This is a genomic window from Bradyrhizobium ontarionense (assembly GCF_021088345.1).
In the GTDB taxonomy this organism is placed as follows: Bacteria; Pseudomonadota; Alphaproteobacteria; order Rhizobiales; family Xanthobacteraceae; genus Bradyrhizobium; species Bradyrhizobium ontarionense.
Genome location: NZ_CP088156.1, coordinates 991,251 through 1,008,473, shown reverse-complemented (window position 1 = coordinate 1,008,473; position 17,223 = coordinate 991,251). Strand labels below are relative to the sequence as shown.

20 protein-coding genes are annotated in these 17,223 nt (G+C 66.9%); 12 read left to right on the top strand and 8 right to left on the bottom strand.

All coding sequences use genetic code 11. The features are described from left to right. Nucleotides 1-21 precede the first annotated feature (21 nt). Nucleotides 22-1,326 (top strand): citrate-proton symporter, encoded by a 1,305-nt coding sequence (locus LQG66_RS04465; protein WP_231323826.1) that lies wholly within the window; start codon nt 22-24, stop codon nt 1,324-1,326. Nucleotides 1,327-1,536: 210 nt separating this feature from the next. Then, nucleotides 1,537-1,776 (top strand): hypothetical protein, encoded by a 240-nt coding sequence (locus LQG66_RS04460; RefSeq protein ID WP_231323824.1) that lies wholly within the window; start codon nt 1,537-1,539, stop codon nt 1,774-1,776. Nucleotides 1,777-1,791: 15 nt separating this feature from the next. Here the strand turns inward: LQG66_RS04460 and LQG66_RS04455 are convergent, their stop codons facing one another. Together LQG66_RS04455 and LQG66_RS04450 are read right to left on the bottom strand one after the other, a co-directional pair. Further along, nucleotides 1,792-2,049, bottom strand: a complete 258-nt coding sequence (locus LQG66_RS04455) for a hypothetical protein (RefSeq protein WP_231323822.1) — start codon at nt 2,047-2,049, stop codon at nt 1,792-1,794. Further along, entirely contained in the window at nt 2,046-2,537 is a 492-nt protein-coding gene (locus LQG66_RS04450) for an RNA polymerase sigma factor (protein ID WP_231323820.1), read from the bottom strand. Before LQG66_RS04450 ends, LQG66_RS04455 begins: the two co-directional genes overlap by 4 nt. A 229-nt stretch (nt 2,538-2,766) precedes the next feature. Between LQG66_RS04450 and LQG66_RS04445 the strand changes: the two genes are divergently transcribed. The 4 genes from LQG66_RS04445 (at nt 2,767) to LQG66_RS04430 (ending at nt 7,094) form a co-directional block, all read left to right on the top strand. Further along, nucleotides 2,767-3,633, top strand: coding sequence for a protein-L-isoaspartate O-methyltransferase family protein (locus LQG66_RS04445; protein ID WP_231323818.1), 867 nt, complete (start codon nt 2,767-2,769; stop codon nt 3,631-3,633). 389 nt (nt 3,634-4,022) lie between these two features. Beyond that, nucleotides 4,023-5,051 (top strand): PrsW family glutamic-type intramembrane protease, encoded by a 1,029-nt coding sequence (locus LQG66_RS04440; protein WP_231323816.1) that lies wholly within the window; start codon nt 4,023-4,025, stop codon nt 5,049-5,051. Nucleotides 5,052-5,189: 138 nt separating this feature from the next. After that, the gene (locus LQG66_RS04435; protein WP_231323814.1) at nt 5,190-5,777 is read left to right on the top strand and encodes an HdeD family acid-resistance protein; all 588 of its coding nucleotides are present in this window, start codon (nt 5,190-5,192) and stop codon (nt 5,775-5,777) included. Nucleotides 5,778-6,008: 231 nt separating this feature from the next. Further along, complete coding sequence (locus LQG66_RS04430; RefSeq protein ID WP_256460604.1) at nt 6,009-7,094, top strand: 3-deoxy-7-phosphoheptulonate synthase; 1,086 nt, start codon at nt 6,009-6,011, stop codon at nt 7,092-7,094. Between the two features lie 54 nt (nt 7,095-7,148). On the opposite strand, the gene LQG66_RS04425 is transcribed toward LQG66_RS04430, so the two are convergent. From LQG66_RS04425 to epmA, 3 genes are read right to left on the bottom strand one after another with little or no spacing between them, the layout of a single operon-like run. After that, a complete protein-coding gene (locus LQG66_RS04425; protein WP_231323812.1) occupies nt 7,149-7,406 on the bottom strand; it encodes a hypothetical protein in 258 nt (85 codons plus the stop codon). 36 nt (nt 7,407-7,442) lie between these two features. Then, nucleotides 7,443-8,525, bottom strand: coding sequence for a lysine-2,3-aminomutase-like protein (locus LQG66_RS04420; protein WP_231323810.1), 1,083 nt, complete (start codon nt 8,523-8,525; stop codon nt 7,443-7,445). Next, complete coding sequence (gene epmA, locus LQG66_RS04415; protein WP_231323808.1) at nt 8,522-9,574, bottom strand: EF-P lysine aminoacylase EpmA; 1,053 nt, start codon at nt 9,572-9,574, stop codon at nt 8,522-8,524. The genes LQG66_RS04420 and epmA overlap by 4 nt, the downstream gene beginning before the upstream one ends. A 150-nt stretch (nt 9,575-9,724) precedes the next feature. Between epmA and efp the strand changes: the two genes are divergently transcribed. The 4 genes from efp to LQG66_RS04395 all read left to right on the top strand — a co-directional run bounded on the left by efp (nt 9,725) and on the right by LQG66_RS04395 (nt 13,379). Continuing rightward, nucleotides 9,725-10,291 carry an elongation factor P gene (efp, locus tag LQG66_RS04410; protein WP_231323805.1) on the top strand — a complete coding sequence of 189 codons (567 nt, stop codon included), beginning with the start codon at nt 9,725-9,727 and terminating at the stop codon, nt 10,289-10,291. A 118-nt stretch (nt 10,292-10,409) separates the two neighbouring features. Beyond that, nucleotides 10,410-12,011: a M23 family metallopeptidase gene (locus LQG66_RS04405; RefSeq protein WP_231327685.1), complete on the top strand. Its 1,602-nt coding sequence runs from the start codon at nt 10,410-10,412 to the stop codon at nt 12,009-12,011. A gap of 161 nt (nt 12,012-12,172) precedes the next feature. Continuing rightward, nucleotides 12,173-12,352 carry a hypothetical protein gene (locus LQG66_RS04400; RefSeq protein WP_231323803.1) on the top strand — a complete coding sequence of 60 codons (180 nt, stop codon included), beginning with the start codon at nt 12,173-12,175 and terminating at the stop codon, nt 12,350-12,352. Nucleotides 12,353-12,671: 319 nt separating this feature from the next. Next, nucleotides 12,672-13,379, top strand: a complete 708-nt coding sequence (locus LQG66_RS04395) for an outer membrane protein (RefSeq protein WP_231323801.1) — start codon at nt 12,672-12,674, stop codon at nt 13,377-13,379. A gap of 54 nt (nt 13,380-13,433) precedes the next feature. On the opposite strand, the gene LQG66_RS04390 is transcribed toward LQG66_RS04395, so the two are convergent. Both LQG66_RS04390 and LQG66_RS04385 read right to left on the bottom strand, forming a co-directional pair. After that, nucleotides 13,434-13,616, bottom strand: coding sequence for a hypothetical protein (locus LQG66_RS04390; RefSeq protein WP_231323799.1), 183 nt, complete (start codon nt 13,614-13,616; stop codon nt 13,434-13,436). A gap of 60 nt (nt 13,617-13,676) precedes the next feature. Beyond that, nucleotides 13,677-14,153, bottom strand: a complete 477-nt coding sequence (locus tag LQG66_RS04385; RefSeq protein ID WP_231323797.1) for a carboxymuconolactone decarboxylase family protein — start codon at nt 14,151-14,153, stop codon at nt 13,677-13,679. Between the two features lie 53 nt (nt 14,154-14,206). Between LQG66_RS04385 and LQG66_RS04380 the strand changes: the two genes are divergently transcribed. Both LQG66_RS04380 and LQG66_RS04375 read left to right on the top strand, forming a co-directional pair. Further along, entirely contained in the window at nt 14,207-14,770 is a 564-nt protein-coding gene (locus LQG66_RS04380) for a MarR family winged helix-turn-helix transcriptional regulator (protein WP_231323795.1), read from the top strand. A gap of 49 nt (nt 14,771-14,819) precedes the next feature. After that, nucleotides 14,820-16,040 (top strand): lytic murein transglycosylase, encoded by a 1,221-nt coding sequence (locus tag LQG66_RS04375; RefSeq protein WP_231323793.1) that lies wholly within the window; start codon nt 14,820-14,822, stop codon nt 16,038-16,040. 182 nt (nt 16,041-16,222) lie between these two features. Here LQG66_RS04375 and LQG66_RS04370 read toward each other — a convergent pair whose 3' ends face one another. After that, nucleotides 16,223-17,038 (bottom strand): NYN domain-containing protein, encoded by an 816-nt coding sequence (locus LQG66_RS04370; protein ID WP_231323791.1) that lies wholly within the window; start codon nt 17,036-17,038, stop codon nt 16,223-16,225. Nucleotides 17,039-17,223: the final 185 nt, after the last annotated feature.

Sequence of the window (17,223 nt, the reverse complement as noted above, 5' to 3'; positions counted from 1 at the left end):
AGCGAACGAGGGACCGCACAGATGCAGACGAAGAGCAGGACGGCCATGATCGCGGCAATCGCCGGCAACGCGATGGAGTGGTACGACTTCACGGTGTTCGCGCTGATGACGCCGGTCATCAAGACCCTGTTCTTTCCGGTCGACCCCAAGGTGCCGGGAAGCGAGATCAACGCGCTGCTGCTGACGACGGCGCTGTTCGGCACCGGCTTCTTCATGCGTCCGGTCGGCGGCCTCGCGCTCGGCTATTTCGGCGACAGGCACGGCCGCAAGGCGGCGATGACGCTCGGCATGGCGCTGATGGGCCTGTCGGTCGCGCTGCTGGCGCTGACGCCGACCTATGCCACGGCCGGCTTCGCCGCGCCCTTCATCGTGCTGATCGCGCGCCTCCTGCAGGGCTTCTCGGTCGGCGGCGAGTTCGGCACCTCGACCGCCTATCTGATCGAGGCGGCCCCGCCCGGCCGCACCGGCTTCTTCGGCTCCTGGCAGATCGCCGGCCAATTGATGGCCAACGCGCTCGGCGCGACGCTCGGCGCCGGCATCACGATGATCTTCACCCAGGAGCAGATCAACGCCGGGGCCTGGCGCATTCCCTTCATCGTCGGCCTCCTGATCGTGCCGATCCTGTTCGTGATGCGGACCAAGCTGGTCGAGCCCGAGGCGTTCGTCCGCGTCAAATCCGCAGGCCATGGCGACCGCTTCGTGGCGGCGCTCAAGCACCCCGGCCGCAACTATCTGATCGGCATGGGCATGGTGGTCGCCAGCGCCGTGTCGTTCTACGTCACCTTCGGCTACACCGTGACCTATGCCAAGGACGTGCTGAAGCTGCCGCTGATGCAGAGCTTCCTGGTGCAGCTGATCGCCGCCGTGGTGATGACCATTGTGGTGCCGATCGCCGGCGCCGTGTCTGACCGCTACCCGCGCAAGCCGCTGTTGCTGGTCTCGCTCGCCGGCTATTTCGTGCTGCTGTATCCGCTGTACGCCTGGGTCATCGCCGCGCCGTCGATCGGCAGGCTGTTGGTCTGCCAGGTCGTGATCGGCTGCTTCAGTGCATTCTTCCTCGGCGTCTATTGCACCACCCTGGTCGAGCTGTTTCCGGTCCGCGTGCGCTCCACCTCGCTGTCCATCGTCAACAACGTCGCGGTGCTGATCTCAGGTGGCTTCGCGCAGTTCTTCGTGACGTGGCTGATCGCGCTCACCCATTCGCCCCTCGCCCCGATCTTCTACGTGATGATCGGCGTAGGCCTCGGCCTGATCGCGGTGATCGCGATGCGCGGCGACCCACGCGATGCCGTCACTGCAACGGAAACCGTGACCGCAAGCAGCTGATCGTCGATCTCGGCCGAACGCGCCGCAACCACAACGATCATATACATAGCATTCACGCAAACGATGTCTGCTGTGTGCCATCCCGACAACAGACATCTTGAAACTGAAGGCGAGAATGGCCAAAAAAAAGCGCCTTTTCACGGCAACACCGCAGCAGCCTCGGTGATCGACTCGCTCGGGGCACTTCAATATGGCCGCCGGGTAAGCTTCATGAGACGCATTCCTATCTTCCTCGCCGCCTGTGCGCTCAGCCAAACCGCCTTCGCCGAAGGCTTGGAATGCCGGCGCGTCGCCGATCCCACCCCGCGGCTGAGCTGCGTCGAGAAGCCCGCCACTGCCGAGGCACCGGCCCCCTCTCGAACCGACGCCTGGACGCCGCCAGAGCCGCGGCGTGAGACGCCGGCGCGTGACGGCGACGGCAGCGTGCCGAGAAGCTCCCGGACACGCTGATATCGCCGAGCGGCATCAGTGTCGCTGTTGATGCGACGGCCGTCGAGCTGCTCCAACCGGCCGCAGGCCGGAGCCGGGATCATTCAGACCCGCCATCGCGCCGCTCCCCTTATCGGCTCTCGCCGCCTTGACGAGCCGCTTCACCTCGCGCGCCGCGCCGGCGACGGCACGTCCGTGCAGCTGCCGCACCTCCTCATCGGTCGCAGCGATGATGTCCTCGCTCAGGGCGTCGAGCAGCCGGGTGAGCTCAAGGCGAGGGTGCCAGCGTGTCACGGTGCGCTCCAGTTCGGTTGATGGCGCAGCAGCGTGCGCCGCATCCGCCGCCGGGCGGTGTCATAGTCGAGCGCGGAGATGCCATAGGCCCTGCAGATATCCCTGGCCACGAGCCCGTTGGCCAAGCCGTCGATGATCTTCAGCACGACTGGGTCTCCCGCGAACAGCCGCATCACTTCGGCCAGCCCTGCGACGGCGACAGCCACCCGCTCAGGGTCGGCCAATTCGTCGATCGGATCGGCCGATGAGCTGCCTTGGCCCTGACCATCGCGACTGACGAGCAGCCGCTGCTCGCGGCGGACGCACCGCCAGTAATCGTCGCAGATGCTGCGCATGACGCCGGACAAAAACGCCAGGATCGGGACCCCAAACGGCCAGACGCGCGATCCGTCGAGAACGCGCACGATCGCCTCATGCAGCACATCGGCCCAACCGAGCCCTCCCGGCAGTCCGCGGCTCCACAGTTGCGCCAGGGCCTTCAGCCGCACCAGGTCGGTCTCGGACAGCGCATCGATCGCCGACGCTGCGTCGGCGGTGGTCCGACCAGCCGCGGTCGCGACTCCAGAAGTGACAGTCGATCGTTCCATGTCCCCCATTATGCGGACCAGCCGGCGCAGCGCGGACAGCGCCTTGCGAAATATTTTGGTCTGTCCGCGCCGGCGACCCGGGACCGCATCATCTCCATCGGCAACAGGAGAAAGAGCCATGGACGACACATTGGCGGCGCGCCGTTGGTATGCCGAAGATCTGCGCTGCAAGACCCCGGTGCTGCGCAACCTGCGCGTGATCGACGCCTTCGCCGCTGTCCCGCGCGAGCCGTTTGTCGGCCCCGGTCCCTGGCGTATCATTCCATACCCCTACCAGGAGCCGTTCGTGACCCCGGACAGCGACCCGCGCTGGCTCTATCACGATGTTCTGGTCTCGATCGACCCCAGCCGCAATCTCAACAATGGCATGCCCAGCTTCTGGGCACGCAATTTCGAACACCTCGACATCGCCGGCGGCGAACGCGTGCTGCAGATCGGCGCCGGGACCGGCTACTATTCGGCCGTCCTCGCCGAGATCGTCGGCCCCACCGGTCACGTCACGGCCGTCGAGATCGATCCGGGTCTGGCGGTTCGGGCTCGTGACAATCTGACACCCTGGCCGCAGGTCGACGTGGTCCCGAGCGATGGCCGCACGACGGGCGCCGGCGCATTCGACCTCGTGATCGTGTTCGCAGGCTGCACGCACCCTGCCCCGCAATGGCTCGATGGTCTGGTCGAAGCCGGCCGGCTGCTGCTGCCGCTCACCACCGACACATGGTCGGGATTTCTGCTGCGAGCGACCCGGCGGGGCAAATCGTTCGTGGCCTCATCGCTCGGCGGGGTCAGCATCTACCCCTGCGTGGACGGCCGCGACGAACACGCCAGCCAACTATTGAAAGCCGCGCTCGAGGGCCTGGCGGCGGGCGAGGTCCCGATCAACGCCCTGCACATCGGCGATCCCTCACCCGCCGACGCCGAGCGGGTCTGGTATCAGGCACCGGGCTCCTGGCTCGAGCGTAAGACGGCGGCGCCGGACGTGGCCGCGCAAACGGACTGAGTTGGATATCGGCTTGTACGACCCACCACGCTCCAGCACGCGATCGCGCCGGGCGGTGGGAACCATAGCAATACACTCGCTCCGCAAAAGACCGGTCAAGCCTGCACGGCAAACGATCCGTCCGCGCGCCTCCCGAATCATCCCGCTCGCCGCGGGACCTGCGCCTTCGGCCGTGACCATCCCATCGCGAACCGAACCTTTGCGGCCTCCCAGGCAAAGCCGGGGGCCGTCCCCTGTCGGGCCGGCCGCGAGATCTGGTCCCTTGATAAGCAGGTCGTTTCTGCCGACATGTAGCTCTTGCCCCGCGGCCGCCCATCGATGTCAAATCCATGCCATTGACAGGAGGCGGAGAGCGCGGTTCCGCCGGCGGCATCGGATGATCGGAGAACATGGCCTACCTGCCTTCCCAAATGAACCTGCTCGAAGCCCTTCCCACCGTGATCGGGACCGCGGCCATTGCGCCCGCGCTCCTGATCCTGTGGCTCGTGGTCGCCGCGGGTGACAATTCTGGTCCGCCGCTCAAGATCTGGACCGCGTTCCTGCTTGGAGCCGCCAGCGTGCTGTTGCTCGGCATCGTGCGGGCGCCGTTTCGCGACATCGGATTGTCGCTGGAGGCCCCCTGGGCGGCGCAGCTGACCCGGGTCTTGTTCAGCGTCGCCATCCCCGAGGAGATCGCGAAAATCGCGGTGATTGCCGCGATCTCGTCGCGGCGCCGGCAATTCGGCAATGCCATGGATACGGTGTTCTACGGCGCCGCCGTGGGCCTCGGCTTCGCAGCCTACGAGAACCTCGCTTATCTGGTCCAGCATGCCGAGATGTGGCGCTCGCTGGCGGCGCTGCGCAGCGTGCTGACCGTACCATTCCACGGCGCGCTCGGCATCATCGCCGGCGCCTATCTCGCGATCGCGCGCGCCGGAACGGCGCTCGGCGCCCACCGCCATAATCGCGACTGGGCGCGGATGTCGAGCTGGGCGCTGGTGGTGGCTGCGCCCGTCGCCCTGCATGCCGCCTTCGATTATCCGCTCCTGATGCTGCAGAGGGTGCCAGATCTGGACCCGATCGTGCGGCTCTGGCTCGGCGGCGCCAGCGTGCTGATCGGATTCTCCTCGATCGGGGTCGCCATCCGCCTGGTCCGGAAAGTCGCTCATCACCACACGCCGCGCACCGACCTCGCGCGAGCCCGGCTGAGCCAGCTGCGCCGAATGTGGGCGCTGCTGCTGCTCGGCGGTGCCGCGGGCTTCATCGGGCTCGGATTCGTGCTGACCTCGATCCGGCACTGGCTGCTCAACCCCGACCGCAACGTCACGATGGTGCTGGTTCCACTGGGACTGACGGCGATACTGCTCGGCGCCGCCCTATTGATTGTCACGACGACGATCTACATTCTCGGCCGCAACCGGATGCGAACGACAGCTTGAGTCGGCATTCGGCTGAGGTGGGCAGGCAGGAATCGGCAACCAAAAGCGCATCGCGCGCTTGTCCGGGCTGCGGTTCCTAACCATGTTCCTCACGTGCGCGCACGCGTCCTGCGCGCGACCTCGCCGGGAGTTACGATCATGACCCTTCCCCAGGATACGATTCCCCCCGAGCTCGAGCGCATGAGGTCCGCGATGAGCGCGGCGGTCCGCGCGCATTGGAAGGCCTTCCTGATCGAAGGCATCCTGCTCGCCGTTCTCGGGCTGGCCGCGATGATACTGCCCTGGGCGGCCAGCCTTGCCGTGACGATCTTCCTCGGCTGGATGTTCCTGATCTCGGGCATCGCGGGGCTTGCGCTGACCTTCTGGGCGCGCGGGATGCCTGGCTTCTGGTGGTCGCTGCTATCGGCCGCGCTCGCGATCGTCGCCGGCATCATCCTGATCGCACAGCCGGTGCAGGGCACCGTGACGCTCACAGTCGTCATCGGCATCTATTTCCTGGCCGAGGGCGTGGCCACCATCATGTACGCGCTGGAGCATCGGCGTGAATTGTCCGGGCGCTGGTCGTGGCTCGCGGCCTCAGGCGTCGTCGACATCGTCATCGCCGGCATCATCATCTCCGGCCTGCCCGGCACGGCACTCTGGGCGATCGGCCTCCTGGTCGGCATCAATCTCCTGTTCGGCGGACTGTCGATGATCGGCATGGCGCTCGCGGCACGGAACGGCTGACCCGAAGGGGTTGCGATTTTCGAGATGACAAGCCGGCGTGAGCCGGCTATAGAGCAGCCATGATCAACGCCGCCACCAGCTTCTATTGGTACTTTAGCTACGACAGCTCGCTGGCGGCGGGAGGATCGCGCTCAATCTGACAAATTGCAGCAAGATATCCGAACAGCCGCCAGATCCTGGCGGCTTTTTTTATGGCCGGCAGGTGCCCACAACGCAACGCAGGAGCCCGCCGTGCTGAGTACGACAGACGATCTTCGCATCAAGGAAATCAAGGAATTGAGCACGCCTGCGGAGGTGATGGGCGAGATTCCGCGCACCCTCACCGCCACGCGTGTCGTGATGGCGGCGCGCAACGCGATCCACGCCATCCTCACCGGCACCGATGACCGGCTGCTGGTGATCGTCGGCCCCTGCTCGATCCATGATCCCGACGCCGCAGTCGACTATGCCGCGCGCCTCGCGGCCCTGCGCGAGCGCCTTGCCGACAGGCTCGAGGTCGTGATGCGGGTCTATTTCGAGAAGCCGCGGACGACCGTCGGCTGGAAAGGCCTGATCAACGATCCGGATCTCGACAACTCCTTCGACATCAACAAAGGCCTGCGGCTCGCCCGCAACGTGCTGTCCGCCGTCAACAATCTCGGCCTGCCGGCCGCAACCGAATTCCTGGACATGACGACGCCGCAATACATCGCGGACCTGGTCGCCTGGGCCGCCATCGGCGCGCGCACGACCGAGAGCCAGATCCATCGCGAGCTCGCCTCCGGCCTGTCCTGCCCGGTCGGCTTCAAGAACGGCACCGACGGCAACATCCGCATCGCCACCGACGCGGTCAAATCGGCCGCCCATCCGCATCACTTCATGGCGGTGACCAAGGGCGGGCGCTCCGGCATTGCGGCCACCACCGGCAATGAGGATTGCCACATCATCCTGCGCGGCGGCAGCGGCCCCAACTACGATGCCGCCCATGTCGAGCAGGCTGCAGTCGAGCTGGTCGCCTCCGGCCTGCCGGCGCGGCTGATGATCGATACCAGCCATGCCAATTCGAGCAAGAAGCCGGAGAACCAACCTCTCGTCGCCGCCGACGTCGCGCGCCAGCTGGCCGACGGCGAGCAGCGCATCATGGGCGTGATGGTCGAGAGCCATCTCGTCGCCGGACGGCAGGACGTGCGGCCGGGCGTGCCGCTGACCTACGGCCAGAGCATCACCGACGGTTGTATCGGCTGGGACACGACGGTCGAGGTGCTGGAGCAGCTCGCCGACGCGGTCGCTGCCCGGCGGGCCACGGGCTGCGACAAGTTGCACGAACGCTCGGCGTAACGCGTATCAAGGATCGGGCGGCGCGCCTCGGCGCGCGCCGCTTCTGCGGCTTCTTCAGCAGCCGCGGCAGATGCTCTTGATCTTGCGGTCGAGCTCGCGGTCTTCCTTGGTCATCCCGCTCATCGAATTCTCTTCGGCCTGCTCGGCCTTCGGCAGATCGGCCGGGCGCACCTGACGGTGGCCGACCGGCGCCTGTGACGACGTGCCGCCTTTCGATCCGGCACCGCCGGCGGAGCCGGCGCCGCTCTGCGCCAGCGCTCCGCCACTTGCCACGAGCATCAGGAGCCCCATCGCGATCGAAAATCTGTTCATGTTGCTCCTCCGTGTCAGCGGAATCGGCGCGTCACGTCATTCGCCAGCGGGCGGATAGAGGTGCGCCTCGCCGCAATAGTCAATCACACGATAGCGCGTTTGCGCACCCGCCGCATGATCCTGCTCAACAGAATCCTCGGCACTGATGTATTGCGGCCCCGCCGGCGCCTTGCCATAGCCGCCGGGAATGTCGAGCACGTAGTCCGGCTGGCACAGGCCGGAGACTCGGCCACGCAACGCCCGAATCAGCTCCTGCCCGTGCGCCAAGGTCGTGCGCAGATGCGCCGTGCCCGGCGCGAGGTCGCCGTGGTGCAGGTAATACGGCTTGATACGGGTCTCGACGAAGGCGCGCATCAGGGCCTCCAATGTCGCTGCATCGTCATTGACCCCGCGCAGCAGCACGGACTGGCTCACGAGCGGAATTCCGGCGTCGACCAGCCGCGCGCAGGCGGCGCGTACCTCCGTGCTCAGCTCGCGCGGATGATTGGCGTGCAGCGCGACCCAGGTCGCCGCGCCCTGCACCCTGAGCGCATCGACCAGCGCGGGGGTGATGCGCTGGGGATCGGCGACCGGCAGTCGCGTGTGGATTCGGATGATCTTGACGTGATCGATCGCGGCGAGATCGGCCATGATCTCCTTCAGCCGGCGCGGCGACAGCATCAGGGGATCGCCGCCGGTGAGGATGACCTCCCAGATCTCGGCTCGGCCGCGGATGTAGTCGATCGCCCCGCGATAGGCCTCGTCCGACAGCGCGTTGTCCTTGCCGGGTCCGACCATCTCGCGGCGGAAGCAGAAGCGGCAATACACCGCGCAGACATGAACGAGCTTGAGCAGCACGCGATCCGGGTAGCGGTGCACGATGCCCGGGACCGGCGCATGCGTATCGTCACCGATCGGATCGCCGCGCTCGCCGGGACCTGCGTTCAGCTCGTGGGGGCTCGGCACGAACTGGCGCGCGATTGGATCATCGGGATCGTTGGTATCGATCAGGTCGGCCAGATGCGTGGTCACTGCGACCGCATAGCGCTGCGCCACACGCTCCAACACCGGCTGCTCGGCCGGGTTCGCGACGAGATCCGCGGCGCTCCGCAGAGTCGCAGGACGTTCGATTCTGTTCATCGCTCACCTGCCGGCGGCGTCCACACCACCTGGTCGATTCGAACAGCGCCGGCTGCCAGCATCACCAGCCGGTCGAAGCCGAGCGCGACGCCGCTCGCCTGCGGCATCTCAGCCACAGCGGCGAGGAAATCCTCGTCGAGCGGATAGCGCTCGCCATAGCGCCGCTCCTTCTCCGTCATCTCGTCCTCGAAGCGGCGGCGCTGCTCGGCGGCGTCGGTGAGCTCGCCAAAACCGTTGGCAAGCTCGACGCCGCAGGCATAGACCTCGAACCGCTCGGCCACGCGGGGCTCGCCGGCCTTCACCCGCGCCAGCGCGGCTTCCGGCGTGGGGTATTCGTACAGCACCGTCAAACGTCCCTGCCCGAGCCGCGGCTCGACATGCTCGACCAGCACCTTGCTGAACAGGTCCGACCAGGTGTCATCGTCGCTGATCCGGATCTTGCCCTGAACCCCCGCCGCCAGCGCGTCGCGGTCGCCCGCGCCGTCGCGGATGGTCGCCAGCAGGTCGATGCCGGCGTATCGGGCGAACGCATCCGCAACCGTCAGCAGCTCGGGCTCGGCGAACGGGTCAGCGGTCCGGCCACGGAAGGCGAACTGCCGGATCCCGGTGGCCTGGGCGGCGTGGGCGATGATGACGATCGTGTCCGCCATGATGGCGTCATAGGGCGCGTCTGCCCGGTACCACTCCAGCATGGTGAATTCCGGCAGATGCAGGTCGCCGCGCTCGCGGTCGCGGAACACACGGGCAAACTCGAAGATGCGACGCTCCCCGGCGGCCAGCAGCTTCTTGCAGGCGAATTCCGGCGAGGTTCTCAGATACCGCCTGGCTCGGGCCCCGTCCGCGCCGGTCAGCTCGGTGGCCGGCGCGTGCAGATGGGTCTCATTGCCCGGCGACACCTGCAGGATGCCGGTCTCGACCTCGGTGAAGCCCTGCTCGTCGAACCAGGCCCGCAGCGCGCGGGTGATGGCGGCCCGCGCGAGCAGGAACGGCCTGACATCGGCGTGCCGCTGCGGCGACCACCAGGGCGAAGGCGCAGGCTCGCGGGACATCAGGGAATCGCCCGTGCGGGCCGCAAAAGACTGGCCAAAAGACTGGCAACCCCGGACAAAATCAGTATGTTGCCGCCCGAAACCGCATTCCGCGTCGCGCGGCGCCCCGGCTCAGTCCGGCGCCCCCTTTTCAGTGTCAGGAAAACAGCTTTGAAAGTCATCGCCAGCTCTATTCGCAAGGGTAACGTCATTGAGCAAGATGGAAAGCTCTATGTCGTCGTGACCGCCGAGAACATCCATCCGGGCAAGGGCACGCCGGTCAGCCAGATCGAAATGCGCCGAATCAGCGATGGTGTGAAGATCTCCGAGCGCTACAAGACCACCGACCAGGTCGAGAAGGCGACGATCGAAGAACGCAACTTCACCTTTCTCTACGAAGATGCCGACGGCTTCCACTTCATGAACCCGGAGAGCTACGATCAGGTCCAGGTTCCGAAGGACGTCGTCGGCTCGCAGGCGGCCTATCTGCAGGAGAACATGACCGTCAAGCTGTCGATGCACGACGTGGTGCCGGTGTCGATCACGCTGCCGCAGCGCGTCACGCTCGAGGTGATGGAAACCGAGCCGGTCACCAAGGGTCAGACCGCGTCGTCCTCCTACAAGCCCGCCGTGCTCTCCAACGGTGTCCGCACCGGGGTGCCGGCGCACATCACCGTCGGCACCCGCATCGTCGTCATGACCGAGGACGGCTCCTATTGCGAGCGCGCCAAGGACTGAGATCTCGGAACGCGCCAAGGGCGCATAAAGGGCGGGCACATGAGCGGGTGGATGGTCTGACGCCGGGGGGCGCGGGGGATTGGGGGCAAGGGTCACCATCGTCGTCGCCGTTCTGGCGATGATCATCACGCTGGCCGCGTCGTCCGGGGGACGTGCGGCCGATGCGTTCGTCGCGCCTGCCGTCACGGTCAATCGCGCCGACTGGCGCGCGGCGATGGACCAGCTGCGCTCCGAGCTCAACGCGGCGCCCGAGGTCGCCGCCGACTTTGCGCTGTCAGCACGCCGGCGCAGCGTAGGGGCCGATGATCCGCGCCGGCGGCCCGCGCTCACCCAGCTCAATGGCGTGACCTCGGCGATCTTCACGGGGATCGGACGCAGTCCGGTCCCCGTTTTGCTGCCGTTCGACACCACGGCCTATCTCGCCGCGCGCCGTACGACTGCGATCGACCCGGCAGCCCTGCCGCGCTTCCAGGCCGACTTCCAGACGGACCTGTTCGATGCCGGCCCTTCCGGTTACGACGCCGTGTTCTCGTTGCCGCCAGAGGCCGTCTCCGGCCTGCCATCGCGGACTTTCGTGAAGCCGGTCGAGATCCAGATCACCGGCTCGCTGATCAGCTACGATGTCGCCGATCCCGCTGGCCTCAAGGGCGAGCCCGTCAAGGCGCTTGCCGCTGTCTATCCCGATCTGCGCCGCTTCATCCGCGAGGGCTATGTCCGCTACGCCTTCACCCGCTTCGGCGTGCCCTATGTGGTCTCGATCCAGTGCCTCGACAGCGCGCCGCGGCCGCGGCGCCTGGCCTGTCGCGAGGCGTACCCGATCGCCGAGCGCTTCCTGAAATCGTTGCGACTGGCCGGTGGCCTGCCGGCGCGAACTCCGCCGGACATCGCGCCGGTTGCCACCGAGCGGCCGCTCGCGCTCGACGCCGACTTCACCTATCGCCCCACCGGCGACATCGTCGCCAACAGCGGCGCGCGCGGCCAGAGCGGGCGCGCCGACCGCACCGCCTATTCGCAGATCCGCTTCCCGCTCGACTCGCCGGCCTATGTGCATTCGCAATCCTTCGGCCGCCGGCGTGCGAGCGACAAGCTCGAGCAGCCCTGGAGCCAGTATCCCTGGCGCGACAATTTCTGCGAGGCGCGCAGCTTCAATGTCGGCCAGTGTGCCAGCGGCTTCGGCCATCAGGGCCAGGATCTGCGTCCCGGCGTCTGTCCGGTGCGCCGCGACGGCGCCGACGGCTGCGATCCCTGGCGGCAACGCGTGCTCGCGGTGCGCGACGGCGTCGTGATCCGCTCGACCAGGCAGCAGGCGGTGACCGTACAGGTCAACACCGGCACCGAGCACATCCGCTTCCGCTACATGCACATGAACCCCGCGGCCATGGATGCGGACGGCCTGCTCAACGGCCGCATGCTGCGTGAAGGCGAGCCGATCGGCGTCGTCTCGAACTATCTCGACCACCCCAACGGCACCACCCGCCACCTGCACTTCGACGTCCAGGTGTTCACGCGCGACGGCTGGATCTGGGTCAATCCCTATACGACCTTGATCGCGGCCTATGAGCGGCTGATCGGCGGTCGCGGCAGCGAGATCGGACCGGACATGGCGTCCTCGCCGCTTGCCATCTCGTCAGCGGTCAGCTCACCGCCAGCCACCACGGGGACGCTTCCACTCGTCGCGAGTCCCCAGGCCGATGCGGCTGCAGGCCACGACCGGAACTGATGCCGCGGGGCGCACAACCGCGCACCCGGAACCGCCGCCGGCCACTCCGGGTTAGCCTCCCACAAGGAGGATGACCGATCGTGACAAGCAAACCTCAGAGCAGAACCGGAGCCGCGCTCGTGGCAGCCGTGATCGCAGTGGGCTGCGTGGGAGCGTTGACCATGCTGGTGCGCGACCGCTGGCATCCGCCCGAGATCAAATCCGCTGACGAGGCGCGCCATTCGATGACCGGCCACGTCACGCAAGCCGCCGGAGCGCGCGTGCTGCCCACCGACCCCAGCCTCGCCGTCGAGCCGAAGCCGGAAGGCCCCAAGCGTGCGCAGCCGGCCAACCCGTTTTGAGGGGCTGACGCAAATTGAGGAGCCATTGGATCGACGTCTCGCTTGGCGCGTCCTGAGATCAGCTCGATCTGGTGCCGCGGGATCACAGCTTCGGTGAGTCGTAGCGATCGACTTGCCGTCCTAATCGATACGCCTCGATGATCATCGTGTGGCGGCAACTCGCCCTGCGAACACAGGGGCAGCCTTCGGACGGCCCGGCAATGTGTCGTCCCAAAACCACACAACCCTGGAAACATTTCGTCACAACCGCGCCGATGTGTCGCGGTCCGCTCGGCCATGAAAAAACCTTGCTGAGAGAGACGGGGGTCTTGGGGGAAACATGTTGAAGATCGGTTCGATCCTGGCGGTTGTGTCCACCGTGACGTGTGCGCATGCGGCCGACCTCCCGCTCAAGGCTGTCACGAAGGCGCCCGCTGTGGCGAGCTTCTCCTGGACCGGCTGTTTCATCGGCGGTCAACTCGGAGCGGCGATCAGCGACGACAAGATCCGAAGCTCCGGCGATTTCAGTTCTGTTGGTGTTGCAGCGGGTGGACAGATCGGTTGCGACTATCAGCTTGCATCGCCCTGGGTGGTCGGGATCGAGGCGCGAGCGTCCTGGCTGGGCCTGACGAGCGACACACAAGGCCGGCTGACGGATTTTGCAACGGGGCTGACCGTGCCCTCGCACTTCACCGTGCGCAATGATCTCCTGGCCTCCACCACCGCACGCCTCGGCTACGGTTTCGCAAGCGGTTGGCTGGCCTATGCCAGAGGTGGTGCGGCCTGGACGCGCGAAAAATCCGATATTGTGTTCGCGCTTCCGGGGCGCCCGACCGTCGACCCGAGAGGGAGCAGGATTGTGTCCGGCTGGACCGCGGGCGCAGGCGTGGAATGGGCCTTTGCGCAGCATTGGTCGGCGAACCTCGAGTACAATTTCTATTCGTTCGGCGACAATGCTTTCAGGCTCACGGACGCCAACGCGTTCGCGACCGGAAGCCTGAAGGACCGTATCAACACGGTCAATATTGGCCTGAACTACCGGTTCTGATGGCGGCAGACGCGCCCGGCGAGCGCATGGCTCGCCGGCTCGTGCCGCGACCGATCACGCCGACCACTTGTCCTCTTCGCGGCGCTGTTCGTCCGCGTTGAGGCGCTCGGCGATCTCATGCGCCATCGCGTCGGTGTTGGTCCGCGCGATCGGCTTGCCGTCCTGGCGACAGACGCGCCCCTGCTCGGCCTCGAGCGGAAAATCGTTCGGCTTGAGCGGCTCTTTCTGCTCGGTCATGCGTGCCTCCAGAAGCTTTCCACGTACAACACGCCGGGTCGCGCCAAAGTTCCCGGCGCCTCAGGACGAGGCGGCGGCGCGTGCCGGCCGCTCGGTCGGCGTCCAGCGGAAGGCTGCGCCGAACCGGTTCCAGAGATTGATCACGCCGATCGCCGACGTGAGAAACACCAGCTCAGTCTCGGAGAATTCAGCCCTCGCCTGATCATAGACATCGTCGCTGACGCCATCCTTCAGCGTCGTCAGCGCCTCGGTGAAGGCCAGCGCCGCGCGCTCGCGCACCGAGAATTGCGGCGCCTCGCGCCAGACCACGACGAGGTTGATCTTGTCGGCGGAGACGCCGAGCTTCTCCGCCAGCAGCACGTGATGCTGCACGCAGAACGCACAGCCGTTGATCTGCGACGCCCGGATCTTGACGAGCTCGAGCAGCTGCTTGTCGAGCCCGGCTTTCGCGGCCTGCTGGCTGACCGCAAGAATGGCCTCATAGAGCTCCGGCGCCTGGCTCCTGAAGTCGGTGTACTCGCTGCGTGCATGTGACATGGATCATCTCGTATGTTATCAGTGCACTGACAACTTATCAGAGCTTTGATTTCATGCGCAAGACGACGACACGACCGCCGTCCCGGGCGACGGCCACGCCCGCATGGCCCCCGAAGGGGACCGCACGGCGCGGACGCCTGGGCGTGGCCGCCGCCGTTCCGGTGCGGCCGCCAGCGCCCGGCGAGGGCAAGCGCGGCGAGGACGGCCATCTTGCCTACCTGTTGCGCCAGGCGCAGGCCGCGGCGCGGCTGTCGCTCGACCGCGCGCTCGCGTCGACCGGCCTCACCCATCCGCAGTTCGTGGTGCTGACGATGCTGAAGGCCTATCCAGGGCTGTCCGGCGCCGACCTCGCGCGCGTCGCCTTGCTGACGCCGCAGACCGTGAACGTGATCATCGGTAATCTCGAACGCGACGGCGCCATCCGAAGGACGCCGCATCCCGTGCATGGGCGGGTGCTGCAGTCGAGCCTGACCCGCCGCGGGCTCGCTCTGCTGGCCACGGCACGGCGCCGGGCCACCGCGCTGGACCAGCGGCTCGCCGGCGGCCTGAACGAGCGGGAACTCGCGACCATCCGCCGCTGGCTGGCGCGCCTGGCCGCCGAGTTCCACCAGGATTGACCGCTGCGGGGCCTGCCGTCGGCCTGCGTCAACGGATAGACTGCCGGCCATGACCCAGTCCGAATCCATGACCCGCCGCGCCTTGCTCCGCTCCGGCATCAGTGCCGCCGCCCTGCTCGCCCCCACCTTCCCTGCCGCCGCCGCGCCCGCCGAATTCGACGCCTGGCGCGACGGGTTTCGCGGCCGCGCGCTCGCCAAGGGCATCTCGCAGGCGACCTGGACGCGGGTCATGGCGCGGCTCGAGCCCGACATGACCGTGTTCAAGGAGATGCGCAACCAGCCGGAGTTCAAGGAGCAGCTCTGGCAATACATCAACCGCCGCGTCTCCGACTGGCGCGTCATCAACGGCAAGATCGCGCTGCAGAAGAACGAGGCGCTGTTCGCCCGCATCGAGAAGGATTTTGGCGTCGAGCGCGGTACCCTGCTCGCGCTATGGGGCGTCGAGTCCGCGTTCGGCGATCCGCTGGTGCAGCAAAACCACATGCGCCCGGTGTTCCCGGCGCTGGCCGCGCTGGCCTGGAACGAGCCGCGCCGCAAGGCCTATTGGGAGACCGAACTCGCCAACGCGCTCAGAATCGTCGACCGCGGCTGGAGCACGCCCGAGGAGATGCGCGGCTCCTGGGCCGGGGCGATGGGCCACACGCAGTGGATGCCTGAAGTCTGGCTCAATGTCGGCTTCGACTATGACGGCGACGGCAAGATCAACCCGTTCGGCAAGCCCGATGACGCGCTCGGCTCGACCGCGCGCTATCTCGTCAACCGCGGCAAGTATCACCGTGGCGAGCACTGGGGCTACGAGGTCCGCGCGCCCGGCAACATGTCGGGCAGCCGCAGCTACGCGGCCTGGCAGGCGGCCGGCGTCACGCGCGCCGACGGCCAGCCATTTCCGCAAGCCAACGCCTCGGCGCAGCTGTGGATCCCGGCCGAGGGCGGTCCCGCCTTCCTGCTGGGGCCGAACTTCTACTCGGTGAAGTCCTACAATCCGGCGATGAGCTACGCGCTCGCGATCTGCCATCTCGGCGACCGCATCCTCGGCGCGCCGCCGTTCCTGCAGCCGTTCCCCGGCTCCGAGCGCGCGCTGACGCTTGCCGAGGTGCAGGAGATGCAGAAGCGCCTGACCGCGGCCGGCTTCGACACCGGCGGCACCGACGGCCGCGTCGGCAACGACACCATGAAGGCGATCCGCGACTTCCAGGCCAAGGCCGGCATCCAGCCGGCCGATGGATATGGTGGCTTGAAGGTGCTGGCGAAGCTGCGGCAGGGCGGCTGAGCGGCGAAGAAATGTAGGGTGGGCAAAGGCGCGGCCGTGCTCTCGCCACCCTGAGAGCTGGTAGTGGCGCCGTGCCCACCATCTCACCGCTGAGCACGCCGCCCGACGGTGGGCACGCTGCCGCCTTCGGCGGCTGCTTTGCCCACCCTACCTGTCCGCCGTTGTTGCGAGCAGGGCGACGCTCAGTTCGGCGTGGCCTTCATCACGGGCTTGACCGCCTCGCGCTGGCCCGTCCTCGGCGCCTTCGCTTTGGGCTGCGATCCGCTCACCGCCCTGACGCGGATGCGCACCGAGCCGCCGCCCTTCGTCTGCTCCTCGATCTCGAAGGCGCCGGTCTTGCGGACGAGATCGCTCAGCTTGCGGCAGCCATAGGTGCGCGGGTCGAAGTCGGATACCAGGTTGGAGAGCTGCTTGCCGACCTCGCCGAGCGCGACCCAGCCATCCTCGCTGTCCATCTGCGTGATGACCTTCTTGATCATCGGCGTGGCCGCGTTGATCGGTAGCAGAGACTTCGGCGCCGCAGCGCTATCGGCATCCTTGCTGCTCGCAGCGTCGCTGCGAAGGTTTTCTGTATAGACGAACCGGCGGCAGGCCTGCCGGAAACTCTCCGGCGTCTTCTGCTCGCCGAACCCGAACACGTCGACGCCCTGCTCGCGGATGCGCGCCGCAAGCCTCGTGAAATCGCTGTCGGACGACACCAGGCAGAAGCCGTCGAAGCGGCCGCTGTGCAGCAGGTCCATGGCATCGATCACCAGCGTGATGTCGGAGGCGTTCTTCCCCGTGGTGTAGGCGAACTGCTGCTGCGGCACGATCGCGTGGCGCGCCAAGGTATCGGCCCATGGCTTCGAGCGCGGGCTGGAGAAGTCGCCATAGATGCGGCGCACGCTGGCCTCGCCGATCTTGGCGATCTCCTCGAACAGCCCGTCGACGATCTTGGCCGAGGCGTTGTCCGCGTCGATCAGAACGGCAAGACGCGGCGAGCGAGGTTCGGACGGCATCACGGGATCTTTCGGTTGGCCACGGTCTCGTTCGTATATACGGGTGCCGTGCTCCCGTCAGACTAATTTTCTTAGGGCGCGGCCCGGGACGCGGAGGCAGATCATTTACCACGGCGACGACCATGCGTCTCGCATGGGCTGACCCAGCTCAGATCGTTGGCCGGATCTGATAGGCTTGCCACCCG

Coding starts and splice junctions, on each gene's coding strand:
- LQG66_RS04465 (WP_231323826.1), top strand. CDS start 22: ATGCAGACGAAGAGCAGGACGGCCATGATCGCGGCAATCGCCGGCAAC.
- LQG66_RS04460 (WP_231323824.1), top strand. CDS start 1,537: ATGAGACGCATTCCTATCTTCCTCGCCGCCTGTGCGCTCAGCCAAACC.
- LQG66_RS04440 (WP_231323816.1), top strand. CDS start 4,023: ATGGCCTACCTGCCTTCCCAAATGAACCTGCTCGAAGCCCTTCCCACC.
- LQG66_RS04435 (WP_231323814.1), top strand. CDS start 5,190: ATGACCCTTCCCCAGGATACGATTCCCCCCGAGCTCGAGCGCATGAGG.
- LQG66_RS04425 (WP_231323812.1), bottom strand. CDS start 7,406: ATGAACAGATTTTCGATCGCGATGGGGCTCCTGATGCTCGTGGCAAGT.
- LQG66_RS04420 (WP_231323810.1), bottom strand. CDS start 8,525: ATGAACAGAATCGAACGTCCTGCGACTCTGCGGAGCGCCGCGGATCTC.
- epmA (WP_231323808.1), bottom strand. CDS start 9,574: ATGTCCCGCGAGCCTGCGCCTTCGCCCTGGTGGTCGCCGCAGCGGCAC.
- LQG66_RS04405 (WP_231327685.1), top strand. CDS start 10,410: ATGATCATCACGCTGGCCGCGTCGTCCGGGGGACGTGCGGCCGATGCG.
- LQG66_RS04400 (WP_231323803.1), top strand. CDS start 12,173: ATGCTGGTGCGCGACCGCTGGCATCCGCCCGAGATCAAATCCGCTGAC.
- LQG66_RS04395 (WP_231323801.1), top strand. CDS start 12,672: ATGTTGAAGATCGGTTCGATCCTGGCGGTTGTGTCCACCGTGACGTGT.
- LQG66_RS04390 (WP_231323799.1), bottom strand. CDS start 13,616: ATGACCGAGCAGAAAGAGCCGCTCAAGCCGAACGATTTTCCGCTCGAG.
- LQG66_RS04385 (WP_231323797.1), bottom strand. CDS start 14,153: ATGTCACATGCACGCAGCGAGTACACCGACTTCAGGAGCCAGGCGCCG.
- LQG66_RS04380 (WP_231323795.1), top strand. CDS start 14,207: ATGCGCAAGACGACGACACGACCGCCGTCCCGGGCGACGGCCACGCCC.
- LQG66_RS04375 (WP_231323793.1), top strand. CDS start 14,820: ATGACCCAGTCCGAATCCATGACCCGCCGCGCCTTGCTCCGCTCCGGC.
- LQG66_RS04370 (WP_231323791.1), bottom strand. CDS start 17,038: ATGCCGTCCGAACCTCGCTCGCCGCGTCTTGCCGTTCTGATCGACGCG.